The sequence below is a fragment of the Urechidicola sp. KH5 genome, from assembly GCF_054661455.1.
In genome coordinates this window covers 740131-757482 of sequence record NZ_BAAFSW010000001.1, presented here as the reverse complement: position 1 = coordinate 757482, position 17352 = coordinate 740131, and the positions used below count along the sequence as shown (strand labels likewise).

The window sequence follows — 17352 nt, the reverse complement described above, 5'->3', positions numbered from 1 at the left end:
AAGAGTAATTGTAAACATTGGGAGAATGAACATACAACTTGAAAAAGAAAAAATTGCTGAGGTTAATAAAGTACTTAAGGTTAAATCGCCTCAAGAAATAATAGAATGGGCATTGGAAATGGCCAACAGACCAATAGTTACAACAAACTTTAGACCATATGAAGTAGCAATTTTATATGCTACTTCCAGGGTTAAAGGAAACTTACCTGTTGTATGGTGTGATACTGGTTATAACACGCCACAAACATATCGTCATGCGAAAGATATTATAGAACGCTTTAAATTAAATGTGCATTTATATGTGCCAAAGCAATCTGTGGCATTTAGAAATGTTGAGATGGGTATTCCTGATATAGAAAGTGGAAATCATAAAATATTTACAGAGCAAGTAAAGTTAGAGCCATTCAGAAGAGCTATGGAAGAACACCGACCAGATGTTTGGTTTACTAACCTTAGAAAAGGACAGACTGCTTTTAGAGATAGTATAGATATTGTATCGGTTAGTGCAGACGGTGTGCTGAAGGTGAGTCCCTTTTACCATTGGTCTGATACCGAATTGGATGTGTATTTAAAAGATCATGGGTTGTCAAATGAATTTAAATATTTTGATCCTACCAAGGTCTTAGAAAATAGAGAATGTGGTTTACACCTTTAAGAACTAGAAATTATGTTTAGCTTTAGAACCGAAATAGAAAATCCGATTGTTCAAAAAGATATTATTGAATTAGAACAAAAAATTAGATCCTTTAAAGAAGGTAAGGTTGATGAAGAGCGTTTTAGATCGCTACGTTTGGCGCGTGGTGTTTATGGTCAGCGTCAGCAAGGTGTTCAAATGATTCGTATTAAACTACCTTTTGGCAGAGTTTCTGGAGCACAATTGCGCAGAATTGCTGATGTGAGTGATGAGTATTCAAGAGGTAGGTTGCATATAACAACGCGTCAAGATATTCAAATACACCATGTAAGCTTAGATAGAACTCCAGAATTGTGGGCGGAATTAGAAAAAAGTGATATAACACTTAGAGAAGCATGTGGTAACACAGTTAGAAATATTACAGCTTCAGAAACTGCAGGTATTGATCCTGATGAGCCATTTGATGTATCGCCTTATGCTGACGCAATGTTTCGTTTTTTCTTGAGGAACCCAGTGTGTCAAGAAATGGGTCGTAAGTTTAAAATTTCCTTTTCTGCTACAGATGCTGATTCTGGTTTAAGTTATATGCATGATCTTGGTTTTATAGCCAAAATTAATAATGGAGTTAGAGGGTTTAAAGTATTACTTGGTGGAGGTTTAGGATCACAACCAAGGCATGCAGATGTGTTGTTCGACTTTTTAGCTGTAGATAAAATAATTCCTTTAACCGAAAGTGTTTTAAGAGTTTTTGATCGTTATGGTGAGCGAAGTAGAAGAGCGAAAGCTCGTATGAAATTTTTAATTAAAGAAATAGGTTTAGAAGCGTTTAAAGAATTGATAGCCGATGAAGAAAAAGCACTATCTAAAAAAACAGTGGCAATCGATGCTTCAAACTTTGAACAAGAAATAGAATTATCAACTTTAACTGCTCCAACAGTTCATATAGATGATGCACAGCATTATGAACAATGGAAGAAATACAATGTAATTACTCAGAAGCAATCTGGTTTGTATGCAATTGGTGTAAAAGTATTGTTGGGTGATTTTTATACTGATAAGGCGAGAAAATTGGCAGATTTGGTTACAAAATATGCTGGAGATGAAATCCGATTAAGTCTTCGTCAAAATATTTTAATCAAACATGTACAAAAGCAATTGTTACCGTTTTTCTACACAGAATTAAAGAAATTAGGTTTTGTAGAATTAGGTTACAACGCGACTCAAGATATTACTGCTTGTCCAGGTACAGATACATGTAACTTAGGTATTTCGAGCAGTACTGGTATTGCAGTAAGATTAGAAGAAGTGTTGGCGCAAGAGTATCCTCAGTACATTAACAATAAAGATATTACTATAAAAATATCGGGTTGTATGAATGCATGTGGTCAGCACAATATGGCTGAAATAGGCTTTCAAGGTATGACTATAAGAACCAAAGACAAGCAAGTGGCACCTGCATTACAAGTTTTGCTCGGAGGAGGAAATCTTGGCAATGGTAAAGGTAGGTTTGCAGATAAAGTTATAAAAGTGCCTTCGAAAAGAGGAGATGATGCATTACGATACCTATTAAATGATTTTGAAAAGAATGCGTTAAGTGAAGAACGCTTTTTAAAATATTATGACCGCCAGGGTGAGAAGTACTTTTATGAACTGTTAAAACCTTTAGCTGATATAGAAAATTTACAACCTTCTGATTTTATTGATTGGGGTAATGAAGAAAAATATGTAAAAGCAATTGGAGTAGGTGAATGTGCAGGTGTAGTTATTGATCTTGTACAAACACTAATTTTTGAGAGTGAAGAAAAATTGGAGTTGGCAGATGCAGCATTTACCAATGAGCAATGGTCAGATGCAATTTATCATGCCTATGCTGGTATAGTTAACGCTGCAAAAGCATTGTTGTTATCAGAAGGTAAAAAGACAAATACACATGCCGGAATTGTCCGTGACTTCAATACTTATTTTGTAGAAAATCAAAATATAGAATTACCAACCGATTTTAGTACTTTTGTGTATCAGATAAATAAGAACGCACCTTCAAAAGAGTTTGCTGTAAACTATATACAAGATGCTAGACTATTTATCAAAAATATAATTGCTTATAGAGAAGTTGAACTTAAAAGCGTGGTGTGATGAAAAATGAATTGTATCCTGTATTTTTGAAAGTATCAAAACTCAATGTAATGATTATTGGGGGTGGTACTGTTGGATTTGAAAAATTGTCTTTTCTTTTAAAATCAAGTCCTAATGCCAATGTAGTAGTGGCTGCAAAAGATTTTTCTAAAGAACTCATAAGTTTAGCTAAAAAGTATAAGATTCCATTAATGTGGAGGCCTTATACTAAAAACTTATTACACAAACAGCATATGGTTATTGCCGCTACAAATGATGAAGAGGTAAATAAAACAATTCATCAAGATGCAAAGCAAAAACAATTGTTAGTTAATGTAGCAGATACTCCAGAATTATGTGATTTTTATTTAGGAGGTATAGTTACTAAAGGCAATGTAAAAGTTGCTATTTCTACCAATGGTAAATCACCGACAATGGCTAAGAGATTGCGTCAATTTTTTGAGGAAGTGATTCCTGATAATATTGACGATTTAGTACAAAATTTGAATGCCTACAGAAAACTAATAAAAGGAAACTTTAGTGATAAAGTTTCGCAATTAAATAAATTAACTTCAAGTCTAGTAACTAAGAAATAAGGAGTCCCCTTATACATAGCTTATGATTAAAACAGATATATTAATAGTCGGTGCAGGCCCAGTAGGAATGTTTGCCGTATTTGAAGCCGGATTGCTAAAATTACGTTGTCATATTATAGATGCTCTACCACAACCAGGTGGTCAATGTGCAGAAATCTATCCTAAAAAACCTATTTACGATATTCCTGGTTTTCCAGAAGTATTAGCGGGTGAATTAATCGATAATTTATCAGAACAGATTGCACCCTTCGAGCCAGGATATACGTTGGGAGAACGTGCAGAAACTATTGAGAAATTAGAAGATGGTTCGTTTTTAGTTACAACTAATAGAGGTACAGAACACAATGCACCAGTAATTTTTATAGCTGGTGGTTTAGGTTCTTTTGAGCCGCGTAAACCACCTATTCCAAACATTACAGATTTTGAAGATAAAGGTGTTGAATATATTATTCGCGATCCAGAAATCTATAGAAATAAGAAAGTTGTAATTGCTGGTGGAGGAGACTCTGCATTAGACTGGTCTATATTCTTAGCCGATGTGGCGAGCGAGGTTTCTTTAGTACACCGTCGCAAAGAATTTAGAGGTGCATTAGACTCTGTAGAAAAAGTAGAGGAGCTATATAAGGCAGGAAAAATCAATTTAATTACTGATGCCGAGGTTAAAGAAATTTACGGGAATTCTCATGTAGATTCTGTATTAATTAAACATAAAACAGATGGCGATATTCTAAAGTCTACAGATCATTTTATCCCGCTATTTGGTCTTTCTCCTAAATTAGGACCTATCGCAAATTGGGGGCTAGAGATTGAAAAGAATGCCATTATTGTTAACAATGCTTTGGATTATCAAACCAATATTCCTGGAATTTTTGCCATTGGAGATGTTAATACATATCCTGGAAAATTAAAACTAATTCTTTGTGGTTTTCACGAAGCCACTATTGCAGTGCAATACGCCTATAATATCATTCACCCAGGTAAGCGTTATGTAATGAAATATACTACGGTAAATGGAGTTACTGGTTTTGATGGTGAGACTAAGAAAGCTGAGGCTGCAGTTGTAAAAAGTATTGGATAACCTCATTAAAAGAAATTCGAAATAAGTATTTTTGTGGTTCTTGTTAACACGCTGATAATAGTGTAACAAGAACCATTTTAAATAAAAAAACGATGTCCGACATAAACATAAAAATAAAAGATAGAGACGGAGTCACTCACGATATTCAAGCCCCAACAGATATGGCAATGAATGTAATGGAAGTAGTAAGAGCTTATGAGTTGGCTCCAGAAGGTACTGTTGGTATCTGTGGTGGTATGGCCATGTGTGCATCGTGTCAGTGCTATGTGCATTCAGATCACCAATTACCCGAGATGAGTACTGATGAAGATTTGATGTTGGCAGAAGCATTTTATGTTGAGGATAATAGTAGATTAGGGTGTCAAATTCAAATAACTCCAGATTTAGAAGGATTAGAAATTGAACTCGCCCCCGAATCAGACGTATAAAATTAAAACCCTCAATTATTTGAGGGTTTTTTTAAACAATCTATATAGTATTTAGTGGCGGGATTAAATATCTTTGCAGCTTGATTTTTTGTAATTAGTAAAATGGTTTAAACTAAACCTAGAGTCAAATTATATACAGCATGTCAGAAATAAAAAACATTTTAAAAGAACGTATACTTGTTTTAGATGGTGCCATGGGAACCATGATTCAACGTCATAATTTTACTGAAGAGGATTATCGAGGGGAACAATTTAAAGACTGGCACACACCTGTAAAAGGAAATAATGATATGCTTTCTATTACGCAACCAGAAGCGATAAAAGATATTCATAGACAATATTTTAATGCTGGTGCAGATATTGCCGAAACAAATACCTTCTCTGGCACAACCATTGCCATGGCTGATTACGACATGGAGGACTATGTGTATGAATTAAACTATCAATCTGCAAAAATTGCTAGAGAGGTAGCAGATGAGTTTAAAGAAACTGAACCAAATAAACCAAGATTTGTTGCTGGTTCTATGGGACCCACTAACAGAACTGCTAGTATGTCCCCAGACGTAAATGATCCTGGTTTTAGAGCAGTTACTTTTGACGAGTTGAGAATTGCTTACAAACAGCAAGTAGAGGCACTTGTAGATGGTGGAGTTGATATCTTATTAGTAGAGACTATTTTTGATACTTTAAATGCGAAGGCCGCTTTATTTGCTATAGAGGAAGTTAATGAAGAACGAGGATTGAATTTACCAATTATGGTAAGTGGAACCATTACTGATGCCTCCGGAAGAACACTATCAGGACAAACAGCAGAAGCTTTTTTGATTGCTGTTTCTCATGTAGATTTATTAACAGTAGGTTTTAACTGTGCCTTGGGAGCAAATCAATTAACGCCATATTTACAAATAGTTTCAGATAAGTCGCAATACGCAATTTCTGCACATCCAAATGCGGGATTACCAAATGCTTTTGGAGAGTATGATCAGACTCCAGAAGAAATGGCATCTCAAATAGAAGAATATTTGGACAAAGGATTAATTAATATTATAGGTGGTTGTTGTGGAACAACTCCTGATCATATAAGTGCTATTGCAGAAGTAGCATCAAAGTATTCTCCAAGAAAAATATGATTTTAGAGGTTGCCATATTAAATATTAAAAATGGACAAACTGATCAATTTGAAATTGCCTTTGAAAAAGCACAAAAAATAATTTCTTCGATACAGGGATATATTTCTCATGAGTTGAAGAAATGCGTTGAAGAGGTGAATAAATATATCCTCTTAGTGAATTGGGAATCAATAGAAGATCACGAAATAGGATTTAGAAAGTCAGAAGAATATCAGGAGTGGAAAGAATTATTACATCATTTTTATGACCCTTTTCCAACTGTACAACATTATAAGTAAAATTAGAATTGAATAGTCAAGATTTAAATACTTTGCAAAGAAAACCAATGAGATTATCTGGTTTAGAACCTTTGATTATTGATGAAAACAGCAATTTTATCAATGTTGGTGAACGTACCAATGTGGCAGGTTCTCGTAAGTTTTTGAGATTGGTGAAGGAAGAAAAATTTGATGAAGCCTTGGCTATTGCGCGTCATCAAGTTGAAGGCGGAGCGCAGATTGTTGATGTAAATATGGACGATGGTTTAATTGATGGAAAAGCAGCCATGGTTCGATTTTTAAATCTGATTGCGTCTGAGCCAGACATTGCACGGGTACCAATGATGATTGATTCCTCTAAGTGGGAAATTATCGAAGCAGGATTGCAAGTAGTTCAGGGAAAATGTGTTGTAAATTCTATCAGTTTAAAAGAAGGTGAAGCTGAGTTTATAGCACAAGCAAAGAAAATAAAGCGATATGGTGCTGCTGTAATAATTATGGCATTTGACGAAGTAGGGCAAGCAGATACTTATGATCGTAGAATAGAAATTGCTAAAAGATCGTATGATGTACTTGTTGAAAAAGTGAATTTTCCGCCAGAAGATATCATCTTTGATTTAAATATTTTTCCAGTAGCAACTGGAATGGAGGAGCATAAAAAAAATGCCATAGATTTTATTGAGGCTACGCGTTGGGTGCGTCAAAACTTACCTCATGTAAGTGTAAGTGGTGGTGTAAGTAATGTTTCGTTTTCTTTTAGAGGGAATAATACTGTGCGAGAAGCAATGCACTCGGTATTTTTATTTCATGCCATAGAAGCAGGTATGAATATGGGGATAGTTAACCCTACTATGTTAGAAGTTTATGACGATATTCCAAAGGATTTATTAGAACATGTTGAAGATGTTATTCTCGATAGGAGGGATGACGCTACGGAAAGACTTCTTGAGTTTGCAGAGACTGTAAAAGGCACAAAAAAGGAAATTGTTGAGGATTTGTCTTGGAGAGAAGAGCCACTTCAAGATCGAATTACACGAGCTTTGGTAAAAGGAATTGATGCCTATATTGAAACAGATGTAGAAGAAGCACGATTATCTGTTGCAAAACCTTTAGAGGTAATTGAGGGACATCTTATGACAGGAATGAATGTAGTAGGAGATTTATTTGGGTCTGGAAAGATGTTCTTGCCCCAAGTTGTAAAATCTGCACGTGTTATGAAAAAAGCTGTGGCATACTTACTACCTTATATTGAAGAAGAAAAAAGAGCATCGGGTTCAGATGTTTCGGATTCAAATGGTAAGATATTATTAGCTACAGTTAAAGGAGATGTGCACGATATTGGTAAAAATATTGTTGGTGTAGTTCTAGCATGTAACAACTACGAAATAGTAGACCTTGGTGTTATGGTGCCACCAGAAAAGATTTTAGAAACCGCTCAAAAAGAAGATGTTGATATTATAGGTTTAAGTGGTTTGATTACTCCATCTTTAGATGAAATGGTGTATTTAGCTAAGGAAATGGATCGATTGAATTTAAAGCTGCCATTAATGATTGGTGGAGCAACTACCTCTAAAGCGCATACCTCTGTAAAGATAGATCCTGAATATCAGAATGCAGTTGTGCATGTAAATGATGCCTCTAGAGCAGTTACCGTTGTTGGTGACCTTTTGAACAGTCAGTCTCAAAATTACGTTTCGAATCTTAAAACTGAATATCAAGATTTTAGAAGTAAGTTCTTAAGTAGAACCAAAAAGAAAAAGTTAATTGGCTTACAAGAAGCACGTTCTAGAAAGTTTAAGATTGATTGGGATAATGCTGAAATTTTTAAACCTAATAAGTTAGGTGTTTATGTTTTAGAGCATATAACCTTAGAAGAGCTTTTACCTTATATTGATTGGAGTCCGTTTTTTAGATCTTGGGATTTGCACGGAAAATACCCTGACATTTTGAAGGATAAAGTTGTAGGAAAACAAGCTACAGAATTATTTGCGGATGCTCAGAAGCTGTTAAATGAGATTGTATCTAAAAAGTTATTGCAAACTAAAGCTGTTTTTGGAATATTTGAAGCCAATTCTGTGAATTATGACGATATTGAGCTTACTCTGAAATCTAAAAGTGAAGAAGAAAAATTCACTTTTAGAACTTTAAGGCAGCAATTGGATAAAAGGGTAGGAAAGCCTAATTACGCCTTAGCAGATTTTATAGCTCCTTCTGAAGCCAATATTCAAGATTATATGGGCTGTTTTTGTGTCTCTACTGGTTTTGGGACTAAAGAATTAGCCGATAAATATGAAGCACAAGGAGATGACTATAACTCGATTATGGTAAAGGCATTAGCAGATAGATTTGCAGAAGCGTATGCTGAATTTTTACATAAAGAGGTTAGAACAAATTATTGGGGTTACGCTGCAAATGAATCCTTGTCGAACGAAGAATTAATTTCTGAATCTTATAGGGGGATTCGTCCAGCTCCAGGGTACCCAGCTTGTCCAGATCATACAGAAAAGGAGACTATTTGGGAGCTCTTAAAAGTTAAAGAGCGAATTGGTGTTGAGTTAACAGAGAGTTTAGCCATGTGGCCAGCTGCTTCTGTTTCTGGATATTATTTTGCCAATAGAGAAGCTACTTACTTTGGTTTAGGAAAAATTACCGAAGAACAAGTTGCTGATTTGGCTGAAAGAAAAGGAATGCCTCTAGAAATTGCAAAGAAATGGTTAAACCCGAATATAGTTGATAGTTAAATTATTCAGAATTTGACAAAGTATCTTGTTAAAACAGAAAGTAACTAAATGAAAGTAACAGAACATATAAAAAACGCCAACGGAAACACCCTATTCTCATTTGAAATAGTACCACCAGTTAAAGGTCAGAATATTCAGGAGCTCTATAATAATATAGATCCATTAATGGAGTTCAAACCACCATTTATAGATGTAACAACTTCAAGAGAAGAATATGTTTATGTTAAAAAAGCAGGAGGTCTTTTAGAACGAAAAACAACAAGAATGCGTCCGGGTACTGTAGGAATTTGTGCTTCTATTAAACATAAGTATGATGTAGATGCGGTGCCACATGTACTGTGTGGTGGTTTTACGCGAGAAGAGACAGAATATGTTTTGGTTGACTGTCATTATTTAGGAATTGATAATGTTATGGCTCTGCGAGGCGATAGTGCAAAACATGAACAGTATTTCAAACCAGTAGAAGGAGGAAATACGTACGCGTCTGATTTGGTAAAGCAGATTGCAGATTTGAATGAAGGAAAATATTTACACGAAACTATAGAGTCAAAATACTCATCAGATTTTTGTGTAGGTGTTGCAGGTTATCCAGAAAAACATATGGAAGCTCCGAGTATGCAAACTGATTTACATAGATTAAAACAAAAAGTTGATGCCGGTGCACACTATGTAGTTACCCAAATGTTTTTTGATAATAAGCGTTATTTTGAGTTTGTTGAAGCCGCTAGAGATATGGGTGTCACAGTTCCAATTATCCCTGGAATTAAACCTATGGCAGTAAAAAGACACTTAAATATTCTTCCTCAGGTATTTAGTTTAGACTTACCGGAAGATTTAGTGAATGCTGTAAATGCTTGTTCAGATAATAAGGCAGTTCGACAAGTGGGAATAGAATGGGCAATTCAGCAAAGTAAAGAGTTAATTGAAGCTGGAGTACCAGTAGTGCATTACTATTCTATGGGTAAATCTAGCAATATTCAAGCAATTGCTAAAGCTGTTTTTTAATATAAGTATTACTAGATTAGATAGACTATTGTGATGGTAAAATGATAGTTTAAATAGTGTTATAAATAAAAGTGATAAATTTGATATTTAGGGCATCAATAATTAACTATTTTTGCAATACAAAATGAACTTATAACAGATTAACAAATAAGATTATGGCATTAGAAATTACAGATGCTTCTTTTGATGAAGTAGTATTAAAGTCAGATAAACCAGTATTAGTAGATTTTTGGGCAGCATGGTGTGGTCCTTGTAGAATGGTAGGTCCAATTATAGAAGAAATCGCTACAGATTACGATGGTAAGGCCGTTGTTGGTAAGGTAGATGTTGATGCACATCAGGAATATGCAGCTAAATACGGTGTTCGTAACATTCCTACTGTTTTATTATTTAAAAACGGAGAAGTAGTAGATAAGCAAGTTGGTGTGGCACCAAAAAGCACGTATACTGCTAAAATAGATGCTGCACTTTAATTAGTAAGAATCTTAGAAATATAAAAAGGCTCAACAATGCGTTGAGCCTTTTTTATTTAACAACTTTTCAAGATAACACAACTATTGAAATAAGTATATTTGTTTTAATGAGTGATATTTCTGTAAAACATATAGCCGAATTAAAAAATCTAGAGCTGCTCGCTAGGGAAGTGGTGGAAGGATTTATTACTGGCATGCACAAAAGTCCGTTTCATGGATTTTCTGTGGAGTTTGCTGAGCATCGTTTGTATAATAAAGGAGAGAGCACAAGACATATAGATTGGAAACTTTTTGCAAAGACAGATAAACTTTATGTAAAACGATATGAGGAGGAAACAAATTTACGCTGTCATATTATTATAGATAACTCTGCTTCCATGCATTATCCGCAGGTAAAAGAGGTGAATTTAAATTCGTTAAACAAGATTGGATATTCGGTTTATGGTGCTGCAGCATTAATGGAAATTTTAAAACGACAAAGAGATGCTGTTGGCTTGAGTATTTATAATGAACAATTGGAATATTACACTCCAGAAAAAGGTAGTGATGCGCACAGAAGAATATTGCTGTCTCAATTAGAGAAAGTTTTAGACAATCCTTCTATTGAAGCTACAGATACTTTTAAAGTGTTGCATGAGATTGCTGAGAAAATGCACAAAAGATCGATGGTGTTTTTGTTTACTGATATGTTTCAATCAACAGTAAATCAAGAGAAGTTATTTGAAGCATTAAGGCATTTGAAATACAACAAGCATGAAGTAATTTTATTTCACACTTTTGACGGAAAATTAGAGCGTAATTTTGATTTTGATAATCGACCAAAAAAATTTGTAGATGTTGAAACAGGTGAGGCTATAAATGTTTATGCCAACAATATTAAAAAGACATATTCGGATGAGGTGAATACTTATTTTGAAACACTTAAGTTAAAGTGTATGCAGTACAAAATTAGCTATGTTCCTGTTGATATCCATCAAGGGTTTGAAGCAGTACTAATTGCTTATTTAGTAAGTAGAAAAAGTTTTTTATAAAATAGTTTGCAGATTTAAAAAACCACTGTATATTTGCATCCGCTAACAGCAACGGTTTGGTAGTTCAGCTGGTTAGAATACCTGCCTGTCACGCAGGGGGTCGCGGGTTCGAGTCCCGTCCAGACCGCAAAAGGGAAGTTTTTACTTCCCTTTTTTATTGGAGAATATTTAGTCAAATGATATAACAAAAATAGCCGCTTAAAAAGCGGCTATTTTTTATCATATTTAATTCAAAGATTCCTATTAGTGAATCACAATCTTTTGAGAAATTGGAGTTCCAAATTCGATTAAAGAAAGTCGAGCAAAATATACTCCTGTGCTTAATTGAGAAGTGCTGATTGAAGTATTGCTGTCATTTGAATTGATTTCTTGAGCATAAATCAACTTACCTGTTGCATCATAAATTTCAAGATTTTCAAGACCTTCTGTATTTGGATTTTGAATATTTAATGCTTTTGCTCCATTATCTTGGAAAATTTTTAATTCAGTTAATCGCTCATCACCAACAGATAATGAACTGTTAGTTCTAAAGGTAATCTCAAATCTATCAGAATTGGAACCTGCTTCAACAAATAATTCTGGTTGTTGCGTAATTAAATCGTAATAAATATCCTCTTGTTTGTCATGCAAATAAATTGGATTATTATCAAATTGTTGGATATCAAATAGTCTGAATCGAATGTCGAGATTATCACTTGCGTCAAGGTGTAAAGGAATAATTAAGTCATCACTGTAAGCATTAGCCTCAGAAACATATTTTATATCCCCTATGAGCCAGTGGATATCGTTTGTTAAAGTTGAAGCTGTTTTAGATTCATATCCTCTGTCATAACCAATTGTAGCTGATGGAGTAAATGTTTGTACTAATTGCCTTGTATAGGTGTTGTTAAAATCAATATTAATTCTAAATCTCATAAAGCCATTTGGAACTAAACTAAACCCATTATTTCCATATTGAATTAGATTTTCAACTTGGTATGAGTTACTTTCCTCCCTTCTATCCATTTCTAAACTAGCAGTAGCAGGCCTAAATAAGGCGGAAGATCCAGGATTACTTTCTTTAACAAAATCACGGTGAGAATTTTTAAATATTGCTGTTCCATTTGCTGTGCCTTCTACCATAAAACCTTGAGCAATTGGTAAATACCTTCTAACATCTCTTCCGCCAGGAGGTAGAGGAAGTGATGGCCCTCCGCCATTAATTGTGCCATCAACATTATAAGTTCTATAGGTTGCAGGTGTGAACGTTTCGACAGATCCATCAGAAGTTACAGTATAGCTAGCATACCCTCCATAATAATCTGCAAGCAAATGAGAATTTACTGCTCTATCTTGATCCCATAAATAAATAGTTGAGCTAATATTTGATGTATTGCTTACATCGTACAGAAAATCAACTAAATCTAAAGCAGAGGCATATGGATTACCAACTAAAGTATAATTCCCATTAAGAACATTAACAGCTATATCTCCTGAGTTTGGTTTACCTCTAAAATCATAGTTTTGAGAACCACCATGACCACTAGTTCCTTTCATAGTAAAACCATAACCAGCGGCTAATTGCCCTGTTTGACCAAGATAACTCCAATTACTATAGGAAGTACCTGGGGCAAAAGCGTATAACCAACGAGTAGAAATATTCAAAGGACTTGAAGTTCCATTAAAATTTACAGTAAAAGAGGCTAAATTACTATTCGTATCATTAACTATATCATGCAAGACATCGTTGGCAATAAACTCTTCGTTACCTGTTGTATTGGAAACTGTATTTCCTACTGGTGATCCCCAATAGTGATATTCAAATTGATCAACCTCTCCATCTTGATATAAGCTTAATTTACCGGTGCCGGAATTTCCCGTTGTTCCAGTACCTTGTATTAGTTGACTGTCATTTCTTAAATAAAAAGTTGCAGTACTTTCTTCTAAATTAACATCGTCTTCAACAAAAACAACAACATCATCTGCATAAATAAAACTAGTGTTTCTAACAGTTAATTGAGCTATTGCCTGAATACTTAAAAGAAAAATAAGTATTTGGGGGTAAATCTTTCTTTTCATGGGGTTCAGTAGATTTATTAAAATAATTGATTTTCAAATATAAACAAATATTTCCATGTATAAAGAATGTATGATTATTGTTTTTACCTTTCTTTTGATGATTATTATCCATTTCACTTTAGTAAGAAAGTATCAACCCCAAAATACGATATCGAACCAGGTCTTTTGATTGAATCATTTTCAAAACGATTTGTGTTAAGAATAATTACAATTTTATCATTAATTGTTCATCTAAAATTGGATTCTGATCAATTAAAGAATGACAAGCTATATCCAATTTTACAATGATTTTTTATGTATTTTGACGTTAAATCTTAATTGAAATCAAGTCAAAAACCTAATTTTCTTTTCTGTTTGGCAGATGACCAAGATCAATTAGATTGCAGAGTGCATAGCAACTCGAGAGTTCAAACCGCTACTTTAGATAATTTAGCTTTAGAAGGAATGCTTTTTACCAATGATAATACCATTCAAAGTTTTTGTGTTTCCTATCGAATTTGGTAAATCCTTAATGCTTAAGTTAATGGAATGAATAGTAAAGATGAAATTACAACAGTATTTCAATTTGATCCTTTATTTGTGAATGTTGCAGCTTATAATTTTTACTTTACAGCAATCAGTTCAGCAATTCATGCAATTACTGCTTCTGGATTTTTAGTAATCTTGGTAATACCATTGTTGAACAATATTTACCAAGAATCGATTTTTTGGAAATGATAGAAGTCTTACTATTACAGATATTGGGGCTATTGAGAACAGTTCTAGTTTGAATAAACCAGATTATAAAAAAAGACTATAATTTTATCCAAACCTTTCATATAATTATATTACTATTGGTAGTTTTGCTCCGGTAAATGTTGTAAAAATTTATGATGTACTCTGCTTTCTTGTATTAACTTCGAATCAATTTTGTAGAATAGATATTTCTTTGTTAAAAAGTGGGATCTATTTTGTAATAGGAACTTCCTACAAAACGAAATTAATAGCGCAATTTTTAAAGAAATAAATTTTTGTTCAACTATTAATGTTGAAAAGTTAAACAAAAAATTGTATATTCGTATCCATAAAAGTAACAATTATGGAAAAGTTTTTAATAGAACCCGCAATTAACAAGATTTCAATTGACAATTTTAGTTTAGAAGAAATTGGCGATAATCATTTATTTACCGGCTTAGAAACTCCTATGAAAAAAGATGCCTTTTCTATTTCAGATGAGGATAAAAAGGCTCAAATAGCTTTTCACTTTAAAGAGATAATGAATTTATTGGGACTTGATTTAACTGATGATTCATTGAAAGGTACTCCGAAGAGAGTAGCTAAAATGTATGTTGACGAAATATTTTCAGGATTAAATCCTAAGAACAAACCTAAGGTGGCTCTGTTCGATAATAAATACCAATATAACCAAATGTTGGTTGAAAAAAACATTACTTTTTATTCTAATTGCGAACACCATTTTGTTCCAATAATTGGTAAAGCACACGTAGCATACATTTCGAAAGGTCAAGTGATTGGTTTGTCGAAAATAAATAGAATTGTTCAATACTATGCAAAAAGACCACAAGTTCAAGAACGTCTTACAAATCAGATTGGAGTTGAATTACAGCAATTATTAAAAACAAAAGATGTAGCTGTAATTATTGATGCCAAGCATTTGTGTGTGTCATCAAGAGGTGTACAAGATGATTCTAGTGCTACGGTTACTAGTTTTTATGGAGGTGCTTTTGAAAAGCAAGAGCGCATTGTTGAATTACAAGGATATTTAGATAAATAAATTGTTATGGAAACACTTTTAGTTATTGGTGGTAGTAAAGGAATAGGAAAAGCGATTATTGAAGAAAACATTTCGGATAATTATGTTATAAATATAAGCCGAACACCTCCTGATTTGAATCACGCAAATTTAAAACACTTTTCACTCGATGCCTTGGTTGATGCATTACCCGATATTGAACAAGTTGATCGTTTAGTCTATTGCATAGGCTCTATCAATTTAAAACCTTTTAAATCTTTAAAAGAATCCATAATAATTGATGATTTTAACGTCAATGTTTTAGGGGCTGCTAGAATAATGCAAAAGTACTTGCCAAAATTAGAAGTATCTTCAAATGGTAGTATTGTTTTATTTAGTACGGTGGCTGTTAAATTGGGTATGCCATTTCATGCCAGTGTTGCGATGGCAAAAGGGGCATTAGAAGGATTGGCAAAAACAGTAGCAGCAGAATATGCCACTAAAGTAAGGTGTAATATAATTGCACCTACAATTACAGATACTCCTTTAGGGAGCAGAGTGCTTAGAAATGATAGAATGCGAGAAGCTATGGTTGAAAGGCATCCTTATAAACAATATTTACAACCTAAAGAAGTAGCGCAAATGGCAACATATCTTATGAGTCCTATTTCAAAACCTGTTTCTGGTCAAGTATTTCAGCTTGATGCCGGAATTACTACAGTGAAACTATAATTAAATAGAAATATTAGAAACTAATTGGGTTACCGTTGGGTGTTTACTTCCACCTTTAGGTTCTATGGTAATGTTTAGTGAAGTTGCATTTTCATAATAGGTAACAGCCATCATTTTGTTATCACTGTTTAATACACCCATGTTTAACATTTCTCCATCGACATCTGCCCATAATTGATAATCATGATCCTCATCTAATTCGTTCAGACGTTCGACATTTACAAATGCAATTTTTTCAACCGGATTGATATAACTAATTAAAACAGAGTTAGGAGATAAATCGTTTCCAGTTAAAGTGTATTTTTCAACGTCAGGCTGATTGATTCGCTGGTACCAATCTTGAGTAGTTTCAAAATTTGTTAATAAAGTCTCTAAATTTTCTTTTAAAAGTGTGTTAGAATCATTCACTTCTACCATCCTATTTTGTAATTCTGAAAGGTTTAAATACAAATAAGTTGTACTAACTATAAAAATCATGGCAATAGCAGCTGCGGCGTAATATAGTCTGGAATAATTAGGCAATGAAATTGTCTGATTATCTCGATTTGAAATTTTACTTACAAGATGATTCTTAATAGAAGCTGGTGGTCTTATCTTATTTTCATTTGCAACAGACTCAAGAGTTTCTTCTATGAGTGTTAACTCATTCTGCAATTCTACATTTTCGGCAATAAGAGCCTCTAATTCTAGAATTTCAGTTGCAGACAACTCTCCTAAAACATATTGGTATAAACTATCGTTTTCTAATATTTCATTTACCGAATTCATTTCTTAAAAAACACTAATAATAGCGTAGGCAATGCTTTGTAAATTGATTTTAATTCTTTTATTGCTTGTCGTATGTAAGATTTAAATGTCCCCAATGGAACATTCATTTCTTTATGCGCTTCTTCATGGGTATATCCATTGTAATATACCAGCTTTATAGCTTGTTTATGATGGTTGCTTAGCTTTAGTATGGCCCCATTAAGATTTAAATCATCACTAAGATTTAGATCTGTACTCTCAATTTTATATACACCTAAATTATCTGTATAGATGAGCTCATTCTTTTTTCTGAGTTCATTGAGACTTTTATTTCGAGCAATTCGATACATCCACGTATAAAATGCGCCTTTAGAAGGATTGTACAAATCAATCTTATTCCAAACCGAAAGAAAAGTATCTTGTAAAAGTTGCTGTGCTGTGGCTTCGTTTTTAACAATTCTAATAATTACCCCATAAATAGCTCCAGAATACAAATCGTATAGCTGAGACAGTGCTTTGTCATCTTTAGATTTTAATCGAGCTATGAGCAATTTATCCGTTGGCATATTTTGTTAAATATTTCCTAAAAATAAGAAAA

The 17352-nt window shown here is 33.7% G+C and carries 18 protein-coding genes and 1 tRNA gene; 16 read left to right on the top strand and 3 right to left on the bottom strand.

Going from position 1 to position 17352, the window contains the following annotated elements; translation table 11 throughout:
* The first annotated feature begins 25 nt into the window (after positions 1 to 25).
* The 12 genes from ACYQ5R_RS03490 (at position 26) to ACYQ5R_RS03435 (ending at position 11612) form a co-directional block, all read left to right on the top strand.
* Positions 26 to 655 carry a phosphoadenosine phosphosulfate reductase domain-containing protein gene (locus ACYQ5R_RS03490; RefSeq protein ID WP_460189520.1) on the top strand — a complete coding sequence of 210 codons (630 nt, stop codon included), beginning with the start codon at positions 26 to 28 and terminating at the stop codon, positions 653 to 655.
* 12 nt (positions 656 to 667) lie between these two features.
* Positions 668 to 2767 carry a HEPN domain-containing protein gene (locus ACYQ5R_RS03485; RefSeq protein WP_460189519.1) on the top strand — a complete coding sequence of 700 codons (2100 nt, stop codon included), beginning with the start codon at positions 668 to 670 and terminating at the stop codon, positions 2765 to 2767.
* The gene (locus ACYQ5R_RS03480) at positions 2764 to 3342 is read left to right on the top strand and encodes a precorrin-2 dehydrogenase/sirohydrochlorin ferrochelatase family protein (RefSeq protein ID WP_460189518.1); all 579 of its coding nucleotides are present in this window, start codon (positions 2764 to 2766) and stop codon (positions 3340 to 3342) included. Before ACYQ5R_RS03485 ends, ACYQ5R_RS03480 begins: the two co-directional genes overlap by 4 nt.
* Positions 3343 to 3364: 22 nt before the next feature.
* Complete coding sequence (locus ACYQ5R_RS03475) at positions 3365 to 4420, top strand: NAD(P)/FAD-dependent oxidoreductase (RefSeq protein ID WP_460189517.1); 1056 nt, start codon at positions 3365 to 3367, stop codon at positions 4418 to 4420.
* Positions 4421 to 4512: 92 nt separating this feature from the next.
* Complete coding sequence (locus tag ACYQ5R_RS03470) at positions 4513 to 4848, top strand: 2Fe-2S iron-sulfur cluster-binding family protein (protein ID WP_460189516.1); 336 nt, start codon at positions 4513 to 4515, stop codon at positions 4846 to 4848.
* 140 nt (positions 4849 to 4988) lie between these two features.
* Positions 4989 to 5978, top strand: coding sequence for a homocysteine S-methyltransferase family protein (locus tag ACYQ5R_RS03465; RefSeq protein ID WP_460189515.1), 990 nt, complete (start codon positions 4989 to 4991; stop codon positions 5976 to 5978).
* Entirely contained in the window at positions 5975 to 6256 is a 282-nt protein-coding gene (locus tag ACYQ5R_RS03460) for an antibiotic biosynthesis monooxygenase family protein (protein WP_460189514.1), read from the top strand. Before ACYQ5R_RS03465 ends, ACYQ5R_RS03460 begins: the two co-directional genes overlap by 4 nt.
* Before the next feature lie 47 nt (positions 6257 to 6303).
* Positions 6304 to 8976, top strand: a complete 2673-nt coding sequence (gene metH / locus ACYQ5R_RS03455) for a methionine synthase (RefSeq protein ID WP_460189513.1) — start codon at positions 6304 to 6306, stop codon at positions 8974 to 8976.
* Positions 8977 to 9024: 48 nt separating this feature from the next.
* Complete coding sequence (metF, locus tag ACYQ5R_RS03450) at positions 9025 to 9981, top strand: methylenetetrahydrofolate reductase [NAD(P)H] (RefSeq protein ID WP_460189512.1); 957 nt, start codon at positions 9025 to 9027, stop codon at positions 9979 to 9981.
* Positions 9982 to 10136: 155 nt separating this feature from the next.
* Positions 10137 to 10454 carry a thioredoxin gene (gene trxA / locus ACYQ5R_RS03445; protein ID WP_460189511.1) on the top strand — a complete coding sequence of 106 codons (318 nt, stop codon included), beginning with the start codon at positions 10137 to 10139 and terminating at the stop codon, positions 10452 to 10454.
* Positions 10455 to 10561: 107 nt separating this feature from the next.
* Positions 10562 to 11485, top strand: a complete 924-nt coding sequence (locus ACYQ5R_RS03440; RefSeq protein WP_460189510.1) for a DUF58 domain-containing protein — start codon at positions 10562 to 10564, stop codon at positions 11483 to 11485.
* A 53-nt stretch (positions 11486 to 11538) separates the two neighbouring features.
* Positions 11539 to 11612, top strand: a tRNA-Asp gene (locus ACYQ5R_RS03435).
* A gap of 116 nt (positions 11613 to 11728) precedes the next feature.
* Here ACYQ5R_RS03435 and ACYQ5R_RS03430 read toward each other — a convergent pair.
* The gene (locus ACYQ5R_RS03430) at positions 11729 to 13543 is read right to left on the bottom strand and encodes a T9SS type A sorting domain-containing protein (protein WP_460189509.1); all 1815 of its coding nucleotides are present in this window, start codon (positions 13541 to 13543) and stop codon (positions 11729 to 11731) included.
* Positions 13544 to 13861: 318 nt separating this feature from the next.
* On the opposite strand from ACYQ5R_RS03430, the gene ACYQ5R_RS03425 reads away from it, so the two are divergent.
* From ACYQ5R_RS03425 to ACYQ5R_RS03410, 4 genes are all read left to right on the top strand, one after another.
* Entirely contained in the window at positions 13862 to 14047 is a 186-nt protein-coding gene (locus tag ACYQ5R_RS03425) for a hypothetical protein (RefSeq protein ID WP_460189508.1), read from the top strand.
* Between the two features lie 24 nt (positions 14048 to 14071).
* Positions 14072 to 14260, top strand: a complete 189-nt coding sequence (locus ACYQ5R_RS03420) for a hypothetical protein (RefSeq protein WP_460189507.1) — start codon at positions 14072 to 14074, stop codon at positions 14258 to 14260.
* A gap of 361 nt (positions 14261 to 14621) precedes the next feature.
* The gene (gene folE / locus ACYQ5R_RS03415; protein ID WP_460189506.1) at positions 14622 to 15317 is read left to right on the top strand and encodes a GTP cyclohydrolase I FolE; all 696 of its coding nucleotides are present in this window, start codon (positions 14622 to 14624) and stop codon (positions 15315 to 15317) included.
* Positions 15318 to 15323: 6 nt separating this feature from the next.
* Complete coding sequence (locus ACYQ5R_RS03410) at positions 15324 to 16007, top strand: SDR family NAD(P)-dependent oxidoreductase (protein WP_460189505.1); 684 nt, start codon at positions 15324 to 15326, stop codon at positions 16005 to 16007.
* Here ACYQ5R_RS03410 and ACYQ5R_RS03405 read toward each other — a convergent pair whose 3' ends face one another.
* Both ACYQ5R_RS03405 and ACYQ5R_RS03400 read right to left on the bottom strand, forming a co-directional pair.
* The gene (locus tag ACYQ5R_RS03405) at positions 16008 to 16775 is read right to left on the bottom strand and encodes an anti-sigma factor domain-containing protein (protein WP_460189504.1); all 768 of its coding nucleotides are present in this window, start codon (positions 16773 to 16775) and stop codon (positions 16008 to 16010) included.
* Entirely contained in the window at positions 16772 to 17320 is a 549-nt protein-coding gene (locus tag ACYQ5R_RS03400) for an RNA polymerase sigma factor (RefSeq protein WP_460189503.1), read from the bottom strand. The genes ACYQ5R_RS03405 and ACYQ5R_RS03400 overlap by 4 nt, the downstream gene beginning before the upstream one ends.
* Positions 17321 to 17352: the final 32 nt, after the last annotated feature.